Raw genomic sequence first — 14,120 nt, forward strand, 5'->3', positions numbered from 1 at the left:
GTGTCACTCCCTCGTCCCGGTGTCGCTCTCCGGGTGTCCGCTTACGCCGAGCCGATCAAGGCTCAGCCCAATTCTGCGACGCGTTCCCGCCAACCATCAAGTGCCGTGAGCACCTGGGGTCCGTCGGGTGTGATCGCGACGGTGTGCTCGAAGTGCGCCGACGGCTTACCGTCCTCGGTCACCACGGTCCACCCGTCGGCCTTCTCCTCGGTGCCGGCCGCGCCGAGGTTCACCATCGGCTCGATCGCGAACACCATGCCGGGACCCAGCTGCATCCCGGCGCCCTTGCGCCCGACGTTCGGGATGAACGGCTCCATGTGCATCTCGGTGCCGATGCCGTGGCCGCCGTAGCCCTCAACGATCCCGTACCGGCCCTGAGCGCGCACGTACGACTCGACGGCGTGCCCGATGTCCCCCAGCCGCCCGCCGACGCGGCAGGCCGCCAGGCCCCGCCACAGGGACTCCTCGGTGACGTCCAGCAGCTTCGCGACGTCCGGGGCCACCTCGCCGACCGGAACGGTCACCGCGGCGTCGCCGTGCCAGCCGTCGACGATCGCGCCGCAGTCGATGGAGACGACGTCGCCCTCCCGCAACACCCTGTCGGCGCGCGGGATGCAGTGCACGATCTCCTCGTTCACCGAGGTGCACAGGGTGGCCGGGAAGGGGGTGATCGGCCCGGGTACGCCGATGAAGGATGGGACGCCGCCGTTGCCGCGGATGTTGTCCTCGGCGATCCGGTCCAGGTCCAGCGTGGTCACGCCCGGCTTCACCGCCGCCGCGACCAGCGCCAGCGTCTCGCCCACGAGCCGCCCCGCGACCCGCATGAGCTCGATCTGCTCCGGCGTCTTCAGCTGGATGCGCGTCCGCCTTCTGAACACCCGTCCCCCCCTGCTGCCCTCGGCGCGCCTCAGGCGCGCAGCGCCGCGAGGGCGCGTGCGGTGACCTCTTCGACGGTCCCGGTGGCCTCGATGCCGACCAGGATCCCTTCCTTCTCGTAGAACTCCACGAGCGGCTCGGTCTGTTCCTTGTACACCTCGAGCCGGTGCCGGACGACCTCTTCCTTGTCGTCGTCCCGCTGGAAGAGCTGGCCGCCGCAGTCGTCACAGATGTCGTCGCGGCCCTCGTCGAACTCGACGTGCCAGATCCGGCCGCACTGGCCGCAGGTCCGCCGGCCCGACAGGCGGCGCACCACCTCGTCCTCGTCGACGACGAGTTCCAGCACCTTGTCCAGGCCCAGCTCGTGCTCGGCGAGGATCGCGCGCAGGGTCTCGGCCTGGGGGACGTTCCGGGGGAAGCCGTCGAGCAGGAAGCCACGGGCGGCGTCCGGCTGCGAGATCCTGTCGCGCACCATCGCGACGGTCACCTCGTCGGGGACGAGGTCGCCCTTGTCCATGTACTGCTTGGCGAGCACGCCGAGCTCGGTTCCGCCACTGACGTTGGCGCGGAAGATGTCACCTGTCGAGATTTTCGGGATCGACAGATGGGATGCGATGAACTGGGCCTGAGTTCCCTTGCCCGCTCCCGGGGGGCCCACGAGCACGATACGCACTAGCGGAGGAAACCTTCGTAACTACGCTGCTGGAGCTGAGATTCGATCTGCTTCACGGTGTCCAACCCAACGCCGACGATGATCAGGATGCTGGTGCCGCCGAAGGGGAAGTCGTTCGCCGCCTGGATGAGGGAGAACGCGACCAACGGGATGAGGGCGACCAGACCCAGGTAGAGCGCGCCGGGAGCGGTGATCCGCGTGAGCACGTAGTCGAGGTACTCGGCGGTCGGCCGCCCCGGACGGATACCCGGGATGAAACCACCGTACTTCTTCATGTTGTCGGCGACTTCAGTGGGGTTGAACGTGATGGCCACGTAGAAGTACGTGAAGAAGATGATCAGACCGAAGGTGATCGCCATGTTCACCGGGTTGTCCTGCTGGAGGTAGGGCAGGACGTACTTGCCGAGGAACTCGCTCTCCGGCCACAGCTGGCCCCCGAGCTGCGGCAGGTACAGCAGCGACGAGGCGAAGATCACGGGGATGATGCCCGCCTGGTTGACCTTCAGCGGGATGTAGGTCGAGGTGCCGCCGTACATGCGGCGGCCGACCATCCGCTTGGCGTACTGCACCGGGATGCGTCGCTGCGCCTGCTCCACGAACACGACGGCCGCGACGATCGCCAGACCCACGAGCAGCACGATCGTGAAGACGAAGCCGCCCTTGGTCTGGAAGATGTTGATGAACTGCTGCGGGAACGTCGCCACAACGGTCGTGAAGATGAGGATCGACATGCCGTTGCCGATGCCCCGGTCGGTGATCAGCTCGCCCAGCCACATGATGACGCCGGTGCCCGCGGTCATCACCACCACCATCGTGATGATGGTGAAGAACGAGTTGTCGTACAGCACGTCGACGTTCTGCCCGCTGAACAGGTTGCCCGTCGAGGCCATCGCGACGATGCCGGTCGACTGCAGGATCGCCAGCGCGATCGTCAGGTACCGGGTGTACTGCGTGATCTTGCTGGTACCGGCCTGGCCCTCCTTCTTGAGGGCTTCCAGCCGTGGGATCACCACGGTCAGCAGCTGCAGGATGATGCTCGCGGTGATGTACGGCATGATGCCGAGCGCAAAGACCGAGAGCTTGAGCAGCGCACCGCCGCTGAACAGGTTGATGAGCGAGTACAGGCTCGCGTTGGCCCCCGACTCGGCGGCCTCGATCGCGCCTTGCACGGCGGCCACGTTCACACCCGGTGTCGGGAGGAGCGAGCCCACCCGGAACACAAAGATGATCATCAACGTGAAAAGCAGCTTCTTGCGCAGGTCGGGCGTTTTGAACGCCCTAACGACAGCGGTGAGCACCATTCCTCCTGCGCGTTAACGACCTGTTCAGACGGCTTGCCAGCCGTGGTTCACCATGTCCGGGGTCCCGGTGGGGACCCGTCGAATGCTAACAGCAGACGCGGACGGGGCCGACCCTCCAACGATGGACGGTCAGCCCCGGTTCCACATCCGTCAGACCTGCTCGGCGGTTCCGCCGGCGGCCACGATCTTCTCCTTGGCGGAGCCGGAGAAGGCGTTCACCTTCACCTGCACGGCGACGGAGATGTCGCCGGTGCCCAGGATCTTCACCGGACGGCCGGCGCGGACCGCGCCCTTGGCCGCCAGGTCGGCGGCGGTGACCTCGCCACCGGACGGGTACAGCTCGGCCAGCTTGTCCAGGTTCACCACCTGGAACTCGACCCGGTTCGGGTTCTTGAAGCCCTTGAGCTTCGGAACCCGGCGGATCAGCGGCATCTGCCCGCCCTCAAAACCGACCGGAACCGTGTTGCGGGCCTTGGTGCCCTTGGTGCCACGGCCCGCGGTCTTGCCCTTGGACGCCTCACCGCGACCCTTGCGGGTCTTCTTCTTGTGGGCGCCGGGGGCCGGCTTGAGGTCGTGGACCTTCAGAGCCTCGCTCATGATTCGACCTCCTCCACCTTCACCAGGTGGGCAACGGTGCGGATCAGGCCGATGACCTCGGGCTTGTCCTCGCGAACGACGCTCTGGCCGATCTTCTTGAGGCCCAGGGTCCGCAGCGAGTCCCGCTGGTTCTGCTTCTCGCTGATCACGGACTTGATCTGCGTGATCTTGAGCTGGCTCATGACGTCACCTCGGCCTTCGCGGCCTCAAGGCCGGCGGCGCGGGCGCGCAGCATGGCGGCGGGGGCGACGTCCTCGATCGGCAGGCCGCGCTTGGCCGCGATCTCCTCGGGCCGCTTCAGCTGCTTGAGCGCCGCCACCGTCGCGTGGACGATGTTGATGGCGTTCGAGGAGCCGAGCGACTTGGACAGGACGTCGTGGACGCCCGCGCACTCCAGCACGGCGCGCACCGGGCCACCGGCGATGACACCGGTACCGGGGCTGGCCGGCTTGAGCAGCACGACACCCGCGGCGGCCTCACCCTGCACGAGGTGCGGGATGGTGCCCTGGATCCTGGGGACCTTGAAGAAGTTCTTCTTGGCCTCTTCGACGCCCTTGGCGATGGCCGCGGGAACTTCCTTGGCCTTGCCGTAGCCGACGCCGACCGTGCCGTTGCCGTCGCCGACGATCACGAGGGCGGTGAAGCTGAAGCGACGACCACCCTTCACGACCTTGGCGACGCGGTTGATCGCGACGACGCGCTCGATGTAAGACGTGCCCTTGTCGGCGCCACCGCGGCGGTCGTCACGGCGTCCGTCACGACGGCCGTCACGACGCTCGCCGCCCTGGCCGCCTCCGCGACTGGGAGCAGCTGCCATTAGTGGTTCCTCTTCTCAGAGTGGGTCATGGAGGTCACAGTGCGAGACCCCCCTCACGGGCGCCGTCCGCGACGGCGGCGACACGGCCGTGATACTTGTTGCCCGCGCGGTCGAAGACGACGGCCTCGACACCGGCGGCCTTGGCGCGCTCGGCGACGAGCTTGCCGACCTCCTTCGACTTCGCGGTCTTGTCGCCCTCGGCGGTCCGCAGCGCGGACTCCATGGTCGACGCCGACGCGACGGTCTTGCCCAGGGTGTCGTCGACGACCTGGACGAAGACGTGCTTGGTGGAGCGGGTCACGATGAGCCGCGGGCGCGTAGCCGTGCCGACGACCTTCTTGCGGACCCGAAGGTGGCGCCGCTTGCGGGAGACCGCCCGCGCGCTCGTGCCCTTCCGGAACAGGCCCTTGGTGCCAGCCATGACTACTTACCAGCCTTTCCGACCTTGCGGCGGATGTGCTCGCCCTGGTAGCGCACACCCTTGCCCTTGTACGGGTCGGGCTTGCGCAGCTTGCGAATGTTCGCCGCGACCTCGCCGACCTTCTGCTTGTCGATGCCCGCGACCTTGAACAGGGTCGGCTTCTCGACGGTGAAGGTGATGCCGTCCGGCGCCTCGACGACGATCGGGTGGCTGTAGCCGAGGGAGAACTCGAGGCTCTTGCCCTTGGCCACGACGCGGTAACCGACGCCCTGGATCTCCAGCGTCTTCTCGTAGCCCTGGGTGACACCCACGACCATGTTGAAGACCAGCGTGCGGGTCAGGCCGTGCAGGCCGCGCACCGTGTTGATGTCGTTGGGACGGGTGACCGTGATCACTCCGTCGTTGAGTTCGGCCTTGATCGGCTCAGCGATCGTGTGCTCAAGGGCGCCCTTGGGACCCTTGACGGACACGACCTGGCCGTCGATCTTCACCTCGACTCCGCTGGGAACGGAGATGGGCAGACGTCCAATACGAGACATATCTGATCCTCCTTCCGTTACCAGACGTAGGCGAGGACTTCGCCGCCCACGCCGCGCTTGCCAGCCTGCTTGTCGGTCATCAGTCCGGAGGACGTCGAGATGATCGCGACGCCCAGTCCGCCCAGGACCTTCGGCAGGTTGTCCTTCTTCGCGTAGACCCGCAGACCGGGCTTGGAAACGCGCTTGATCCCGGCGATCGAACGCTCGCGGGTCGGCCCGAACTTCAGGTCGACGACGAGCTTCTTGCCCACCTCGGCGTCCTCAACGTGCCAGCCGTTGATGTAGCCCTCCTGCTGGAGGATCTCCGAGATGTGCGCCTTGATCTTCGAGTACGGCATCGACACGGTGTCGTGGTATGCCGAGTTCGCGTTGCGCAGACGCGTCAGCATGTCTGCGATCGGGTCGGTCATCGTCATGGCCGCTTGGCCCTCCTCGCTGCGGTTTCCAGCTGCCCCGGCTACTCGTCCGCGGGACGTCCGGGGACGTCGCGGAGCACAGGACCCTACGGACCTACAGCGCGGTCGTGGGCGCCGCTCAGAATCGGGCGCCCTGGGTTGTTGTACGTACGGTACGCGATCGGCGCCGCGACCGCCGAATCCACGGGTCTCCCCGGGGTTCCGGCGACCGCGGCGGCACGATCGACGCGGTCTTCCGTGCGGCCGGTCTCACACCGGCCAGTCGGTCCCTACCAGGACGACTTGGTGATGCCGGGCAGCTCGCCCCGGTGCGCCATCTCGCGGAAGCAGACACGGCACAGGCCGAACTTCCGGTAGACCGAGTGGGGACGGCCGCAGCGCGAGCAGCGGGTGTAGCCCCGGACGGCGAACTTGGGCTTGCGGGCTGCCTTGGCGATCAGCGCCTTCTTAGCCATCAGGCCTCCTTGAACGGGAAGCCGAGGAGCTTCAGCAGCGCCCGGCCCTCTTCGTCGTTGGTCGCGGTCGTCACGATGGTGATGTCCATACCGCGCTGGCGGTCGACCTTGTCGACGTCGACCTCGTGGAACATGACCTGCTCGGTGAGGCCGAAGGTGTAGTTGCCACGGCCGTCGAACTGCTTGGGCGACAGGCCGCGGAAGTCGCGGATGCGCGGGAGCGCGAGCGACAGCAGCCGGTCGAGGAACTCCCACATGCGGTCGCCGCGCAGCGTGACGTGCGCGCCGATCGGCATGCCCTCGCGCAGCTTGAACTGCGCGATCGACTTCTTGGCCCGCGCGACGGCGGGCTTCTGGCCGGTGATGGCGGTGAGGTCCTTGACGGCGCCTTCGATGAGCTTGGCGTCGCGGGCGGCCTCGCCCACACCCATGTTCACCACGATCTTGGTCAGACCGGGGATCTGCATGACGTTCTCGTAGCCGAACTGCTCGCGCAGCGCGTCCTTGATCTCGCTGCGGTAGCGCAGCTTCAGCCGCGGCTGCGGAATCTCGACGGTGGTCTCGGTCATGTTCAGATCTCCTTGCCGGTACGACGCGAGATCCGGACCTTCTTGCCGTCTTCGTTGACCGTGTAGCCCACGCGAGTCGGCTTGCCATCCTCGACCAGCGCGACATTGCTGACGTGCAGCGGCGCCTCGACGGTGACGATCCCGCCGCCCTTGCCCTGGGCGTCGACCTTGGTGTTCTTCTTGATGAGGTTGGCGCCCTCGACGGTGACGCGCTCACGCTTCACGTCGATGGCGATGACCTTGCCGGTGGCGCCCTTGGACTTGCCGGCGATGACGATGACCTCGTCGCCCTTGCGGATCTTCATTACAGCACCTCCGGCGCGAGCGAGACGATGCGCATGAACTTCTTCTCGCGCAGCTCGCGGCCGACCGGGCCGAAGATGCGGGTACCGCGCGGGTCCCCGCCGTCCTTGATGAGCACGGCCGCGTTCTCGTCGAAACGAATGTAGGAACCGTCGGGGCGACGGACTTCCTTGCGCGTGCGGACGACGACCGCCTTGACGACGTCACCCTTCTTCACGCCGGCCGCGGGAAGGGCGTCCTTCACCGTGGCGACGATGATGTCGCCGATGCCCGCATAGCGCCGACCGGAGCCACCGAGCACCCGGATGCAGAGGATCTCCTTCGCACCCGTGTTGTCGGCGACCTTCAGTCGCGACTCCTGCTGGATCACTTCTAACTCCTGTTGGTTCTCACCGGTTCTCCGGGCTGTGAGACACGCCGGAGCCTGGTGGATCTGCCCTCCCGGAATCGGCCCGGAAGGGGGAGTGCGGGGAGCTGCCTCGGCACACCGGGGCAGCTCGGCCCCCCGCAGGTCCAGTTACTTGGCCTTCTCCAGGATCTCCACGACGCGCCAGCGCTTGGTCGCCGACAGCGGCCGGGTCTCCATGAGCCGGACCCTGTCGCCGACGCCGCACGTGTTGGCCTCGTCGTGCGCCTTGTACTTGGTGGTACGGCGGATGATCTTGCCGTACAGGCGGTGCTTGACGCGGTCCTCAACGGCGACGACGACGGTCTTGTCCATCTTGTCGCTGACCACGAGGCCCTCCCGGACCTTGCGGTTCCCGCGCTCGACTGTCTCGGTGGTCTCGCTCACTTCTCGCCCTCCTCGGCAACGGTGACGATGCCGAGCTCGCGCTCCCGCATCACGGTGTAGATGCGGGCGATCTCACGCTTGACCGTCCGCAGCCGCCCGTGGTTCTCCAGCTGACCGGTAGCCGCCTGGAACCGGAGGTTGAACAGCTCCTCCTTGAATTCCTTCAGCTTGGTCACCAGCTCGTCCTCGGGCTGGGTGCGCAGGTCTTCGGCCGTGTTCGCCATTACTCGCCCACCTCCCTCTTCACGATCCGGCACTTCATGGGCAGCTTGTGGATGGCGCGGGTGAGCGCCTCACGAGCGATCTCTTCGTTCGGGTAGGACAGCTCGAACATCACCCGACCGGGCTTGACGTTCGCGATCCACCACTCGGGGGAGCCCTTGCCGGAACCCATGCGGGTCTCGGCGGGCTTCTTCGTCAGCGGGCGGTCCGGGAAGATGTTGATCCAGACCTTGCCGCCACGACGGATGTGACGGGTCATGGCGATACGCGCGGACTCGATCTGCCGGTTGGTCACGTAGTGACCCTCGACAGCCTGGATGCCGTACTCGCCGAACGTCACCTTCGTACCGCCCTTGGCCATTCCACGGCGCTTCGGGTGGTGCTGCTTACGGTGCTTGACCCTGCGAGGGATCAGCATGGAACTCAGCTCCCCTCAGGCGCCGGAGCGGCCTCGGAGGCGGCCGGCGCGGTGTTCTCGTTCTGACGCGGGGCGCGCTCGCCACCGCCGCGACGGGCGCCGCGGGCGGGACGCTCGCCCCGGCCGCCGCGACGGTCACCGCGGCGGTCGCCCGCCGCGCCGCCACCGGCCCGCTGGGCGGCCGCGCGCTGCTCGCGCTCGGCGCGGGTCGCCGCGGCGTCGCCCTTGTAGATCCAGACCTTCACGCCGATGCGGCCGAACGTCGTACGGGCCTCGTAGAAGCCGTAGTCGATGTCGGCGCGCAGCGTGTGCAGCGGCACCTGGCCCTCGCGGTAGAACTCCGACCGCGACATCTCCGCGCCGCCGAGACGGCCGGAGCACTGCACCTTGATGCCCTTGGCGCCGGACTTCATCGAGGACTGGATCGCCTTGCGCATGGCGCGCCGGAACGCGACACGGCTGGACAGCTGCTCGGCCACGCCCTGCGCGACGAGCTGGGCGTCCATCTCCGGGTTCTTGACCTCGAGGATGTTCAGCTGGACCTGCTTGCCGGTCAGCTTCTCCAGGTCGCCGCGGATCCGGTCGGCCTCCGCGCCGCGACGGCCGATGACGATGCCCGGCCGGGCGGTGTGGATGTCGACCCGGACGCGGTCACGGGTGCGCTCGATCTCCACCTTGGAGATGCCGGCCCGGTCCATGCCCTTGGTGAGCATGCGCCGGATCGCGACGTCTTCCTTGATGTAGTCCTTGTAGAGCTTGTCGGCGTACCAACGGCTCTTGAAGTCGGTCGTGATGCCCAGGCGGAACCCGTGCGGGTTGATCTTCTGCCCCACTACCGGGCCCTCCTTGTCTTCCTGACCGGCGCGCCCTCATCGACGGACTCGACGACCACGGTGATGTGGCTGGTGCGCTTGTTGATGCGGTAGGCGCGGCCCTGCGCGCGCGGCCGGAACCGCTTCAGGGTCGGACCCTCGTCAACCCAGGTGCGGGAGACGACGAGCGTGTCCTGCGCCAGGTTGAAGTTGTGGGTGGCGTTGGCGATGGCGCTGTTCAGCACCTTGCCGACCGGCTCGCTGGCTGCCTGAGGGGCGAAGCGCAGCACAGCCTGAGCCTCCGCGGCCGACAGGCCACGGATGAGGTCCACCACGCGGCGGGCCTTCCTGGGCGTGACGCGGATGAACCGCGCCTGGGCCCTGGCTTCCATGACTGTTCCTCTCGTGTGATTGCTGTGCTTCAGCCTCGGCGGCTGCGGCGGTCTTCCTTGACGTGGCTGCGGAACGTGCGGGTGAGCGCGAACTCGCCCAGCTTGTGCCCGACCATCGACTCGCTGATGAAGACCGGGACGTGCTTGCGGCCGTCGTGCACGGCGATCGTGTGGCCGATCATCTCCGGCACGATCATGGAGCGCCGCGACCACGTCTTGATGACGTTGTGGGTCCCCTTCTCGTTCTGCGCGTCCACCTTCTTGATCAGGTGGTCGTCCACGAAGGGGCCCTTCTTCAGGCTGCGTGGCATGACGGCTCCTACCGCTTCTTGTTGCTGCGACGACGGACGATCAGCTTGTCGCTGGGCTTGTTGGGCCGACGGGTGCGGCCTTCCTTCTGGCCCCACGGGCTGACCGGGTGGCGTCCACCGGAGGTCTTGCCCTCGCCACCGCCGTGCGGGTGGTCGATCGGGTTCATGGCGACACCGCGGACGGTCGGGCGCTTGCCCTTCCAGCGCATGCGGCCGGCCTTGCCCCAGTTGATGTTCGACTGCTCGGCGTTGCCGACCTCGCCGACGGTCGCGCGGCAGCGCACGTCGACCTTGCGCATCTCACCGGACGGCATGCGCAGCGTGGCGTAGGTGCCCTCCTTGGCGAGGAGCTGCGCGCCGGAACCCGCGGAGCGGGCCAGCTTGGCGCCGCCGCCCGGGCGCAGCTCGATGGCGTGCACCACGGTACCGGCGGGGATGTTGCGCAGCGGGAGGCAGTTGCCGGGCTTGATGTCGGCGCCGGCGCCGTTCTCCACCGGGTCGCCCTGGCGCAGGCCCTGCGGCGCGAGGATGTAGCGCTTCTCGCCGTCCGCGTAGTGCAGCAGCGCGATGCGCGCCGTGCGGTTCGGGTCGTACTCGATGTGCGCGACCTTGGCCGGGATCCCGTCCTTGTCGTGGCGACGGAAGTCGATCACCCGGTAGGCGCGCTTGTGCCCGCCGCCCTGGTGGCGCGTGGTGATGCGGCCGTGGTTGTTCCGGCCGCCCTTCTTGGGAAGCGGTCGCAGCAGCGACTTCTCCGGCTCGGCGCGGGTGATCTCGACGAAGTCGGCCACGCTGGAGCCGCGACGACCGGGAGTCGTCGGCTTGTACTTACGGATGCCCATCTTTTTCGTTCATCCCATCCAGTTCGGTGCCTGCGGCCTTACGCCTGAGGCCCGAAAATGTCGATCCGCTCGCCCTCAGCCAGGCTGACGATCGCGCGCTTGGTGTCCTTGCGCTTGCCGTAGCCGTAGCGGGTGCGCTTGCGCTTGCCCTGCCGGTTGATCGTGTTGACGCCGGTGACCTTGACGCCGAAGACCTCTTCCACCGCCTGGCGGATCTGGACCTTGTTGGCGTCCGGCGCGACGAGGAAGGTGTACTTGCCCTCGTCGAGCAGGCCGTAGGACTTCTCGGACACGACCGGCGCGAGAAGGATGTCCCGGGGGTCGTAGATCTTGCTCACTTGACTGCCCCCTTGGCGTGCGCGAGGAACTCCTCGTAGCCCTTCTCGGTGAACACGATGTCGTCATTGACCATGACGTCGTAGGTGTTCAGCTGGTCGGCGACGATCACGTGCACGCTCGGCTCGTTGCGCAGCGACTTCCAGGTCAGGTCGTCCTCGCGGTCCAGGACCACGAGCACGCGCCTGGCGGAGGTCACCTCGCGCAGCGCCTTCACGGCGGTCTTCGTCTTGGGGGTCTCCCCCTCGACCAGGCCGCTGATGACGTGGACCTGGCCGACGCGGGCCCGGTCGCTGAGCGCGCCGCGCAGCGCGGCCGCCTTCATCTTCTTCGGCGTCTTCTGGCTGTAGTCGCGCGGCTGCGGGCCGTGGACGACGCCACCGCCGGCGAACTGCGGAGCCCGGGTCGAACCCTGGCGGGCGCGGCCGGTGCCCTTCTGGCGGTACGGCTTCTTGCCGCCGCCGCTGACCTCGCCGCGGGTCTTGGTCTTGTGCGTGCCCTGGCGGGCCGCGGCCAGCTGCGCCACCACGACCTGGTGGATCAGCGGCACGTTGACCTTGACCTCGAAGATCTCGGGGGCCAGCTCGACGTTGACCTTCGTCACGACTGGTTCTCCAACTTCTTCACGGCGTTGCGGATCAGCACCACGCCGCCGTTGGGGCCGGGCACCGCACCCTTGACGAGGATGAGGTTCTTCTCGGCGTCCACGGCGTGCACGGTGAGGTTCTGGATGGTCTTGCGGGCCGAGCCCATGCGCCCGGCCATCCGCAGGCCCTTGAAGACGCGGCCGGGGGTCGCGCAGCCGCCGATGGAGCCCGGCGAGCGGTGCTTGCGCTGCACGCCGTGGCCGGCGCCCAGGCCGGCGAAGCCGTGCCGCTTCATGACACCCGCAAAACCCTTGCCCTTGCTGGTGCCGGTGACGTCGATCTTCTGACCCGGCTCGAAGGTCGAGGCGGTGATCTCCTGACCGAGGGTGTACTCGCCCGCGTCGTCGGTGCGCAGCTCCACGAGGTAGCGGCGGGGCGTGACGCCCGCCTTCGTGAAGTGCCCAGCCAGCGGCTTGTTGACCTTGCGCGGATCGATCTGGCCGAAACCGAGCTGCACGGCGTTGTAGCCGTCGTTCTCGGTGGAGCGGACCTGGGTCACGACATTGGGCCCGGCGAGGACGACGGTCACCGGAACGATCCGGCCCTCATCGTCGTAAACCTGGGTCATGCCGAGCTTCTCGCCCAGGACGCCCTTCCTGTTGACGCTCATCGTGTTCCTTAGAGCTTGATCTCGATGTCCACGCCCGCGGGGAGGTCGAGCCGCATGAGCGAGTCGACCGTCTTCGGGGTGGGGTCGATGATGTCGATCAGCCGCTTGTGCGTGCGCATCTCGAAGTGCTCGCGGCTGTCCTTGTACTTGTGCGGCGAGCGGATGACGCAGTACACGTTCTTCTCGGTCGGCAGCGGCACCGGGCCGGCGACCTTGGCGCCAGTCCGCGTGACAGTCTCCACGATCTTCTTCGCCGAGCTGTCGATGACCTCGTGGTCGTAGGCCTTGAGCCGGATGCGGATCTTCTGTCCCGCCATGGTGCCCTCGGTGTCCTTTACTGCTCAAGCGGCGAGTTGTGGACTCTCCGCTATTAACCTCCCGCTCTCGCGAGAGGCGGGCTGACGTGTCAAATGCGAGTGCTTGCGCACTCGCGGCGTGCCCCTGGAAAAAGGGCCAGAGGCAATGATATGTGACCGCGGGGGTACCTTCCGCGGTACGGGGCACTCCCCCGCGGTCACATACGTGTGTGGTCCTACTTGAGGATCTTGACGACGCGGCCCGCGCCGACGGTCCGGCCACCCTCACGGATGGCGAACTTGAGGCCCTCCTCCATGGCGACCGGCTGGATCAGGTTGACCGTCATGTCGGTGTTGTCGCCCGGCATGACCATCTCGGTGCCCTCGGGGAGGTTCACCACGCCGGTCACGTCGGTCGTCCGGAAGTAGAACTGCGGACGGTAGTTGTTGAAGAACGGGGTGTGGCGCCCGCCCTCGTCCTTGCTCAGGATGTAGACCTGCGCGGTGAACTCGGTGTGCGGGGTGTTGGTGCCCGGCTTGATGACACACTGGCCGCGCTCGACGTCCTCGCGCTTGATGCCACGGAGCAGGAGGCCGACGTTGTCGCCCGCCTGGCCCTGGTCGAGCAGCTTGCGGAACATCTCCACACCGGTGACGGTGGTGGAGGTGCTCTTCTCCTTGATGCCGATGATGTCGACGACCTCGTTGACGTTCACGACGCCGCGCTCGATCCGACCGGTGACGACGGTGCCACGACCGGTGATCGAGAACACGTCCTCGATCGGCATCAGGAACGGCTTGTCGGTGTCACGCTCGGGCTGCGGGATGTTCTCGTCCACGGCCTTCATGAGCTCGAGGATGGAACCGGCCCACTTCTCGTCGCCCTGGAGCGCCTGGTAGGCGGAGACGCGCACGACCGGGACGTCGTCGCCCGGGAACTCGTACTCCGACAGCAGCTCGCGGACCTCGAGCTCGACGAGCTCCAGGATCTCCTCGTCGTCCACCATGTCACACTTGTTCAGCGCGACGACGATGTAGGGCACGCCGACCTGGCGGGCCAGGAGCACGTGCTCCTTGGTCTGCGGCATCGGGCCGTCGGTGGCGGCCACGACCAGGATCGCGCCGTCCATCTGGGCGGCACCGGTGATCATGTTCTTGATGTAGTCCGCGTGACCCGGGCAGTCCACGTGGGCGTAGTGCCGCGCCGCGGTCTGGTACTCGACGTGCGCGATCGAGATGGTGATACCGCGCTCGCGCTCCTCGGGCGCCTTGTCGATGTCCTCGAACGGCGTGAACGGGTTGACGTCCGGGTAGGCGTCGTGCAGCACCTTGGTGATCGCCGCGGTAAGAGTGGTCTTACCGTGGTCGATGTGACCGATGGTGCCGATGTTTACGTGCGGCTTCGTCCGCTCGAACTTGGCCTTCGCCACGAGGTTCTCCTCAGTGATTCTGACGTGCTCTGTGGGTCACCCCC

General features: G+C 67.2%; 25 protein-coding genes. All 25 read right to left on the bottom strand.

The window, feature by feature from the left end; all coding sequences use genetic code 11:
* Positions 1-62: 62 nt before the first annotated feature.
* The 25 genes from map to tuf all read right to left on the bottom strand — a co-directional run bounded on the left by map (position 63) and on the right by tuf (position 14,076).
* Entirely contained in the window at positions 63-878 is an 816-nt protein-coding gene (map, locus tag LO762_RS14125) for a type I methionyl aminopeptidase (protein ID WP_230615099.1), read from the bottom strand.
* 29 nt (positions 879-907) lie between these two features.
* The gene (locus LO762_RS14130; protein WP_230615100.1) at positions 908-1,549 is read right to left on the bottom strand and encodes an adenylate kinase; all 642 of its coding nucleotides are present in this window, start codon (positions 1,547-1,549) and stop codon (positions 908-910) included.
* Positions 1,549-2,847, bottom strand: coding sequence for a preprotein translocase subunit SecY (secY, locus tag LO762_RS14135; RefSeq protein WP_230615874.1), 1,299 nt, complete (start codon positions 2,845-2,847; stop codon positions 1,549-1,551). Before secY ends, LO762_RS14130 begins: the two co-directional genes overlap by 1 nt.
* A gap of 153 nt (positions 2,848-3,000) precedes the next feature.
* A complete protein-coding gene (gene rplO / locus LO762_RS14140; RefSeq protein WP_230615102.1) occupies positions 3,001-3,447 on the bottom strand; it encodes a 50S ribosomal protein L15 in 447 nt (148 codons plus the stop codon).
* The gene (rpmD, locus tag LO762_RS14145; RefSeq protein ID WP_123669999.1) at positions 3,444-3,629 is read right to left on the bottom strand and encodes a 50S ribosomal protein L30; all 186 of its coding nucleotides are present in this window, start codon (positions 3,627-3,629) and stop codon (positions 3,444-3,446) included. The genes rplO and rpmD overlap by 4 nt, the downstream gene beginning before the upstream one ends.
* Complete coding sequence (gene rpsE, locus LO762_RS14150) at positions 3,626-4,264, bottom strand: 30S ribosomal protein S5 (protein ID WP_230615104.1); 639 nt, start codon at positions 4,262-4,264, stop codon at positions 3,626-3,628. Before rpsE ends, rpmD begins: the two co-directional genes overlap by 4 nt.
* Before the next feature lie 34 nt (positions 4,265-4,298).
* Positions 4,299-4,685 carry a 50S ribosomal protein L18 gene (gene rplR, locus LO762_RS14155; protein ID WP_230615106.1) on the bottom strand — a complete coding sequence of 129 codons (387 nt, stop codon included), beginning with the start codon at positions 4,683-4,685 and terminating at the stop codon, positions 4,299-4,301.
* Positions 4,686-4,687: 2 nt separating this feature from the next.
* Positions 4,688-5,224: a 50S ribosomal protein L6 gene (gene rplF / locus LO762_RS14160; RefSeq protein ID WP_230615108.1), complete on the bottom strand. Its 537-nt coding sequence runs from the start codon at positions 5,222-5,224 to the stop codon at positions 4,688-4,690.
* Positions 5,225-5,241: 17 nt separating this feature from the next.
* Positions 5,242-5,640: a 30S ribosomal protein S8 gene (gene rpsH, locus LO762_RS14165; protein WP_230615110.1), complete on the bottom strand. Its 399-nt coding sequence runs from the start codon at positions 5,638-5,640 to the stop codon at positions 5,242-5,244.
* A 269-nt stretch (positions 5,641-5,909) separates the two neighbouring features.
* Positions 5,910-6,095 (bottom strand): type Z 30S ribosomal protein S14, encoded by a 186-nt coding sequence (locus LO762_RS14170; protein ID WP_230615112.1) that lies wholly within the window; start codon positions 6,093-6,095, stop codon positions 5,910-5,912.
* Complete coding sequence (rplE, locus tag LO762_RS14175) at positions 6,095-6,664, bottom strand: 50S ribosomal protein L5 (RefSeq protein ID WP_230615114.1); 570 nt, start codon at positions 6,662-6,664, stop codon at positions 6,095-6,097. The genes LO762_RS14170 and rplE overlap by 1 nt, the downstream gene beginning before the upstream one ends.
* Positions 6,665-6,666: 2 nt before the next feature.
* Positions 6,667-6,969 (bottom strand): 50S ribosomal protein L24, encoded by a 303-nt coding sequence (gene rplX, locus LO762_RS14180; RefSeq protein ID WP_230615116.1) that lies wholly within the window; start codon positions 6,967-6,969, stop codon positions 6,667-6,669.
* Positions 6,969-7,337 carry a 50S ribosomal protein L14 gene (gene rplN / locus LO762_RS14185; protein ID WP_230615118.1) on the bottom strand — a complete coding sequence of 123 codons (369 nt, stop codon included), beginning with the start codon at positions 7,335-7,337 and terminating at the stop codon, positions 6,969-6,971. Before rplN ends, rplX begins: the two co-directional genes overlap by 1 nt.
* Before the next feature lie 147 nt (positions 7,338-7,484).
* Positions 7,485-7,760, bottom strand: coding sequence for a 30S ribosomal protein S17 (gene rpsQ / locus LO762_RS14190; protein WP_230615120.1), 276 nt, complete (start codon positions 7,758-7,760; stop codon positions 7,485-7,487).
* Positions 7,757-7,984: a 50S ribosomal protein L29 gene (rpmC, locus tag LO762_RS14195; protein ID WP_230615122.1), complete on the bottom strand. Its 228-nt coding sequence runs from the start codon at positions 7,982-7,984 to the stop codon at positions 7,757-7,759. The genes rpsQ and rpmC overlap by 4 nt, the downstream gene beginning before the upstream one ends.
* Positions 7,984-8,400 (bottom strand): 50S ribosomal protein L16, encoded by a 417-nt coding sequence (gene rplP, locus LO762_RS14200; RefSeq protein ID WP_230615124.1) that lies wholly within the window; start codon positions 8,398-8,400, stop codon positions 7,984-7,986. The genes rpmC and rplP overlap by 1 nt, the downstream gene beginning before the upstream one ends.
* Positions 8,401-8,405: 5 nt before the next feature.
* Positions 8,406-9,233, bottom strand: coding sequence for a 30S ribosomal protein S3 (gene rpsC / locus LO762_RS14205; protein WP_230615126.1), 828 nt, complete (start codon positions 9,231-9,233; stop codon positions 8,406-8,408).
* Complete coding sequence (gene rplV / locus LO762_RS14210; protein ID WP_230615128.1) at positions 9,233-9,604, bottom strand: 50S ribosomal protein L22; 372 nt, start codon at positions 9,602-9,604, stop codon at positions 9,233-9,235. The genes rpsC and rplV overlap by 1 nt, the downstream gene beginning before the upstream one ends.
* Before the next feature lie 29 nt (positions 9,605-9,633).
* Positions 9,634-9,915 (bottom strand): 30S ribosomal protein S19, encoded by a 282-nt coding sequence (rpsS, locus tag LO762_RS14215; protein ID WP_230615130.1) that lies wholly within the window; start codon positions 9,913-9,915, stop codon positions 9,634-9,636.
* Positions 9,916-9,923: 8 nt separating this feature from the next.
* The gene (gene rplB, locus LO762_RS14220; RefSeq protein ID WP_230615132.1) at positions 9,924-10,757 is read right to left on the bottom strand and encodes a 50S ribosomal protein L2; all 834 of its coding nucleotides are present in this window, start codon (positions 10,755-10,757) and stop codon (positions 9,924-9,926) included.
* Positions 10,758-10,795: 38 nt separating this feature from the next.
* A complete protein-coding gene (gene rplW / locus LO762_RS14225; RefSeq protein WP_230615134.1) occupies positions 10,796-11,095 on the bottom strand; it encodes a 50S ribosomal protein L23 in 300 nt (99 codons plus the stop codon).
* Positions 11,092-11,697 (bottom strand): 50S ribosomal protein L4, encoded by a 606-nt coding sequence (gene rplD / locus LO762_RS14230; RefSeq protein ID WP_230615136.1) that lies wholly within the window; start codon positions 11,695-11,697, stop codon positions 11,092-11,094. Before rplD ends, rplW begins: the two co-directional genes overlap by 4 nt.
* Entirely contained in the window at positions 11,694-12,350 is a 657-nt protein-coding gene (gene rplC, locus LO762_RS14235) for a 50S ribosomal protein L3 (protein ID WP_230615138.1), read from the bottom strand. Before rplC ends, rplD begins: the two co-directional genes overlap by 4 nt.
* A gap of 8 nt (positions 12,351-12,358) precedes the next feature.
* Positions 12,359-12,667 (bottom strand): 30S ribosomal protein S10, encoded by a 309-nt coding sequence (gene rpsJ / locus LO762_RS14240; RefSeq protein WP_012854632.1) that lies wholly within the window; start codon positions 12,665-12,667, stop codon positions 12,359-12,361.
* 215 nt (positions 12,668-12,882) lie between these two features.
* Positions 12,883-14,076, bottom strand: coding sequence for an elongation factor Tu (gene tuf / locus LO762_RS14245; protein ID WP_230615140.1), 1,194 nt, complete (start codon positions 14,074-14,076; stop codon positions 12,883-12,885).
* Between the last annotated feature and the right edge of the window lie 44 nt (positions 14,077-14,120).

Source organism: Actinocorallia sp. API 0066, from assembly GCF_020991275.1.
Taxonomy (GTDB): domain Bacteria; phylum Actinomycetota; class Actinomycetes; order Streptosporangiales; family Streptosporangiaceae; genus Actinocorallia.

Bases quoted from the DNA above. Each gene is read 5' to 3' on its own strand.
- rpsJ (WP_012854632.1), bottom strand. From the start codon at position 12,667: ATGGCGGGACAGAAGATCCGCATCCGGCTCAAGGCCTACGACCACGAG.
- rplP (WP_230615124.1), bottom strand. From the start codon at position 8,400: ATGCTGATCCCTCGCAGGGTCAAGCACCGTAAGCAGCACCACCCGAAG.
- rplE (WP_230615114.1), bottom strand. From the start codon at position 6,664: ATGACCGAGACCACCGTCGAGATTCCGCAGCCGCGGCTGAAGCTGCGC.
- rpsS (WP_230615130.1), bottom strand. From the start codon at position 9,915: ATGCCACGCAGCCTGAAGAAGGGCCCCTTCGTGGACGACCACCTGATC.
- LO762_RS14170 (WP_230615112.1), bottom strand. From the start codon at position 6,095: ATGGCTAAGAAGGCGCTGATCGCCAAGGCAGCCCGCAAGCCCAAGTTC.
- rpmC (WP_230615122.1), bottom strand. From the start codon at position 7,984: ATGGCGAACACGGCCGAAGACCTGCGCACCCAGCCCGAGGACGAGCTG.
- rplR (WP_230615106.1), bottom strand. From the start codon at position 4,685: ATGGCTGGCACCAAGGGCCTGTTCCGGAAGGGCACGAGCGCGCGGGCG.
- rplX (WP_230615116.1), bottom strand. From the start codon at position 6,969: ATGAAGATCCGCAAGGGCGACGAGGTCATCGTCATCGCCGGCAAGTCC.
- rplB (WP_230615132.1), bottom strand. From the start codon at position 10,757: ATGGGCATCCGTAAGTACAAGCCGACGACTCCCGGTCGTCGCGGCTCC.
- rplC (WP_230615138.1), bottom strand. From the start codon at position 12,350: ATGAGCGTCAACAGGAAGGGCGTCCTGGGCGAGAAGCTCGGCATGACC.
- rpsE (WP_230615104.1), bottom strand. From the start codon at position 4,264: ATGGCAGCTGCTCCCAGTCGCGGAGGCGGCCAGGGCGGCGAGCGTCGT.
- rpsH (WP_230615110.1), bottom strand. From the start codon at position 5,640: ATGACGATGACCGACCCGATCGCAGACATGCTGACGCGTCTGCGCAAC.
- rplO (WP_230615102.1), bottom strand. From the start codon at position 3,447: ATGAGCGAGGCTCTGAAGGTCCACGACCTCAAGCCGGCCCCCGGCGCC.
- rplF (WP_230615108.1), bottom strand. From the start codon at position 5,224: ATGTCTCGTATTGGACGTCTGCCCATCTCCGTTCCCAGCGGAGTCGAG.
- rpmD (WP_123669999.1), bottom strand. From the start codon at position 3,629: ATGAGCCAGCTCAAGATCACGCAGATCAAGTCCGTGATCAGCGAGAAG.
- rplV (WP_230615128.1), bottom strand. From the start codon at position 9,604: ATGGAAGCCAGGGCCCAGGCGCGGTTCATCCGCGTCACGCCCAGGAAG.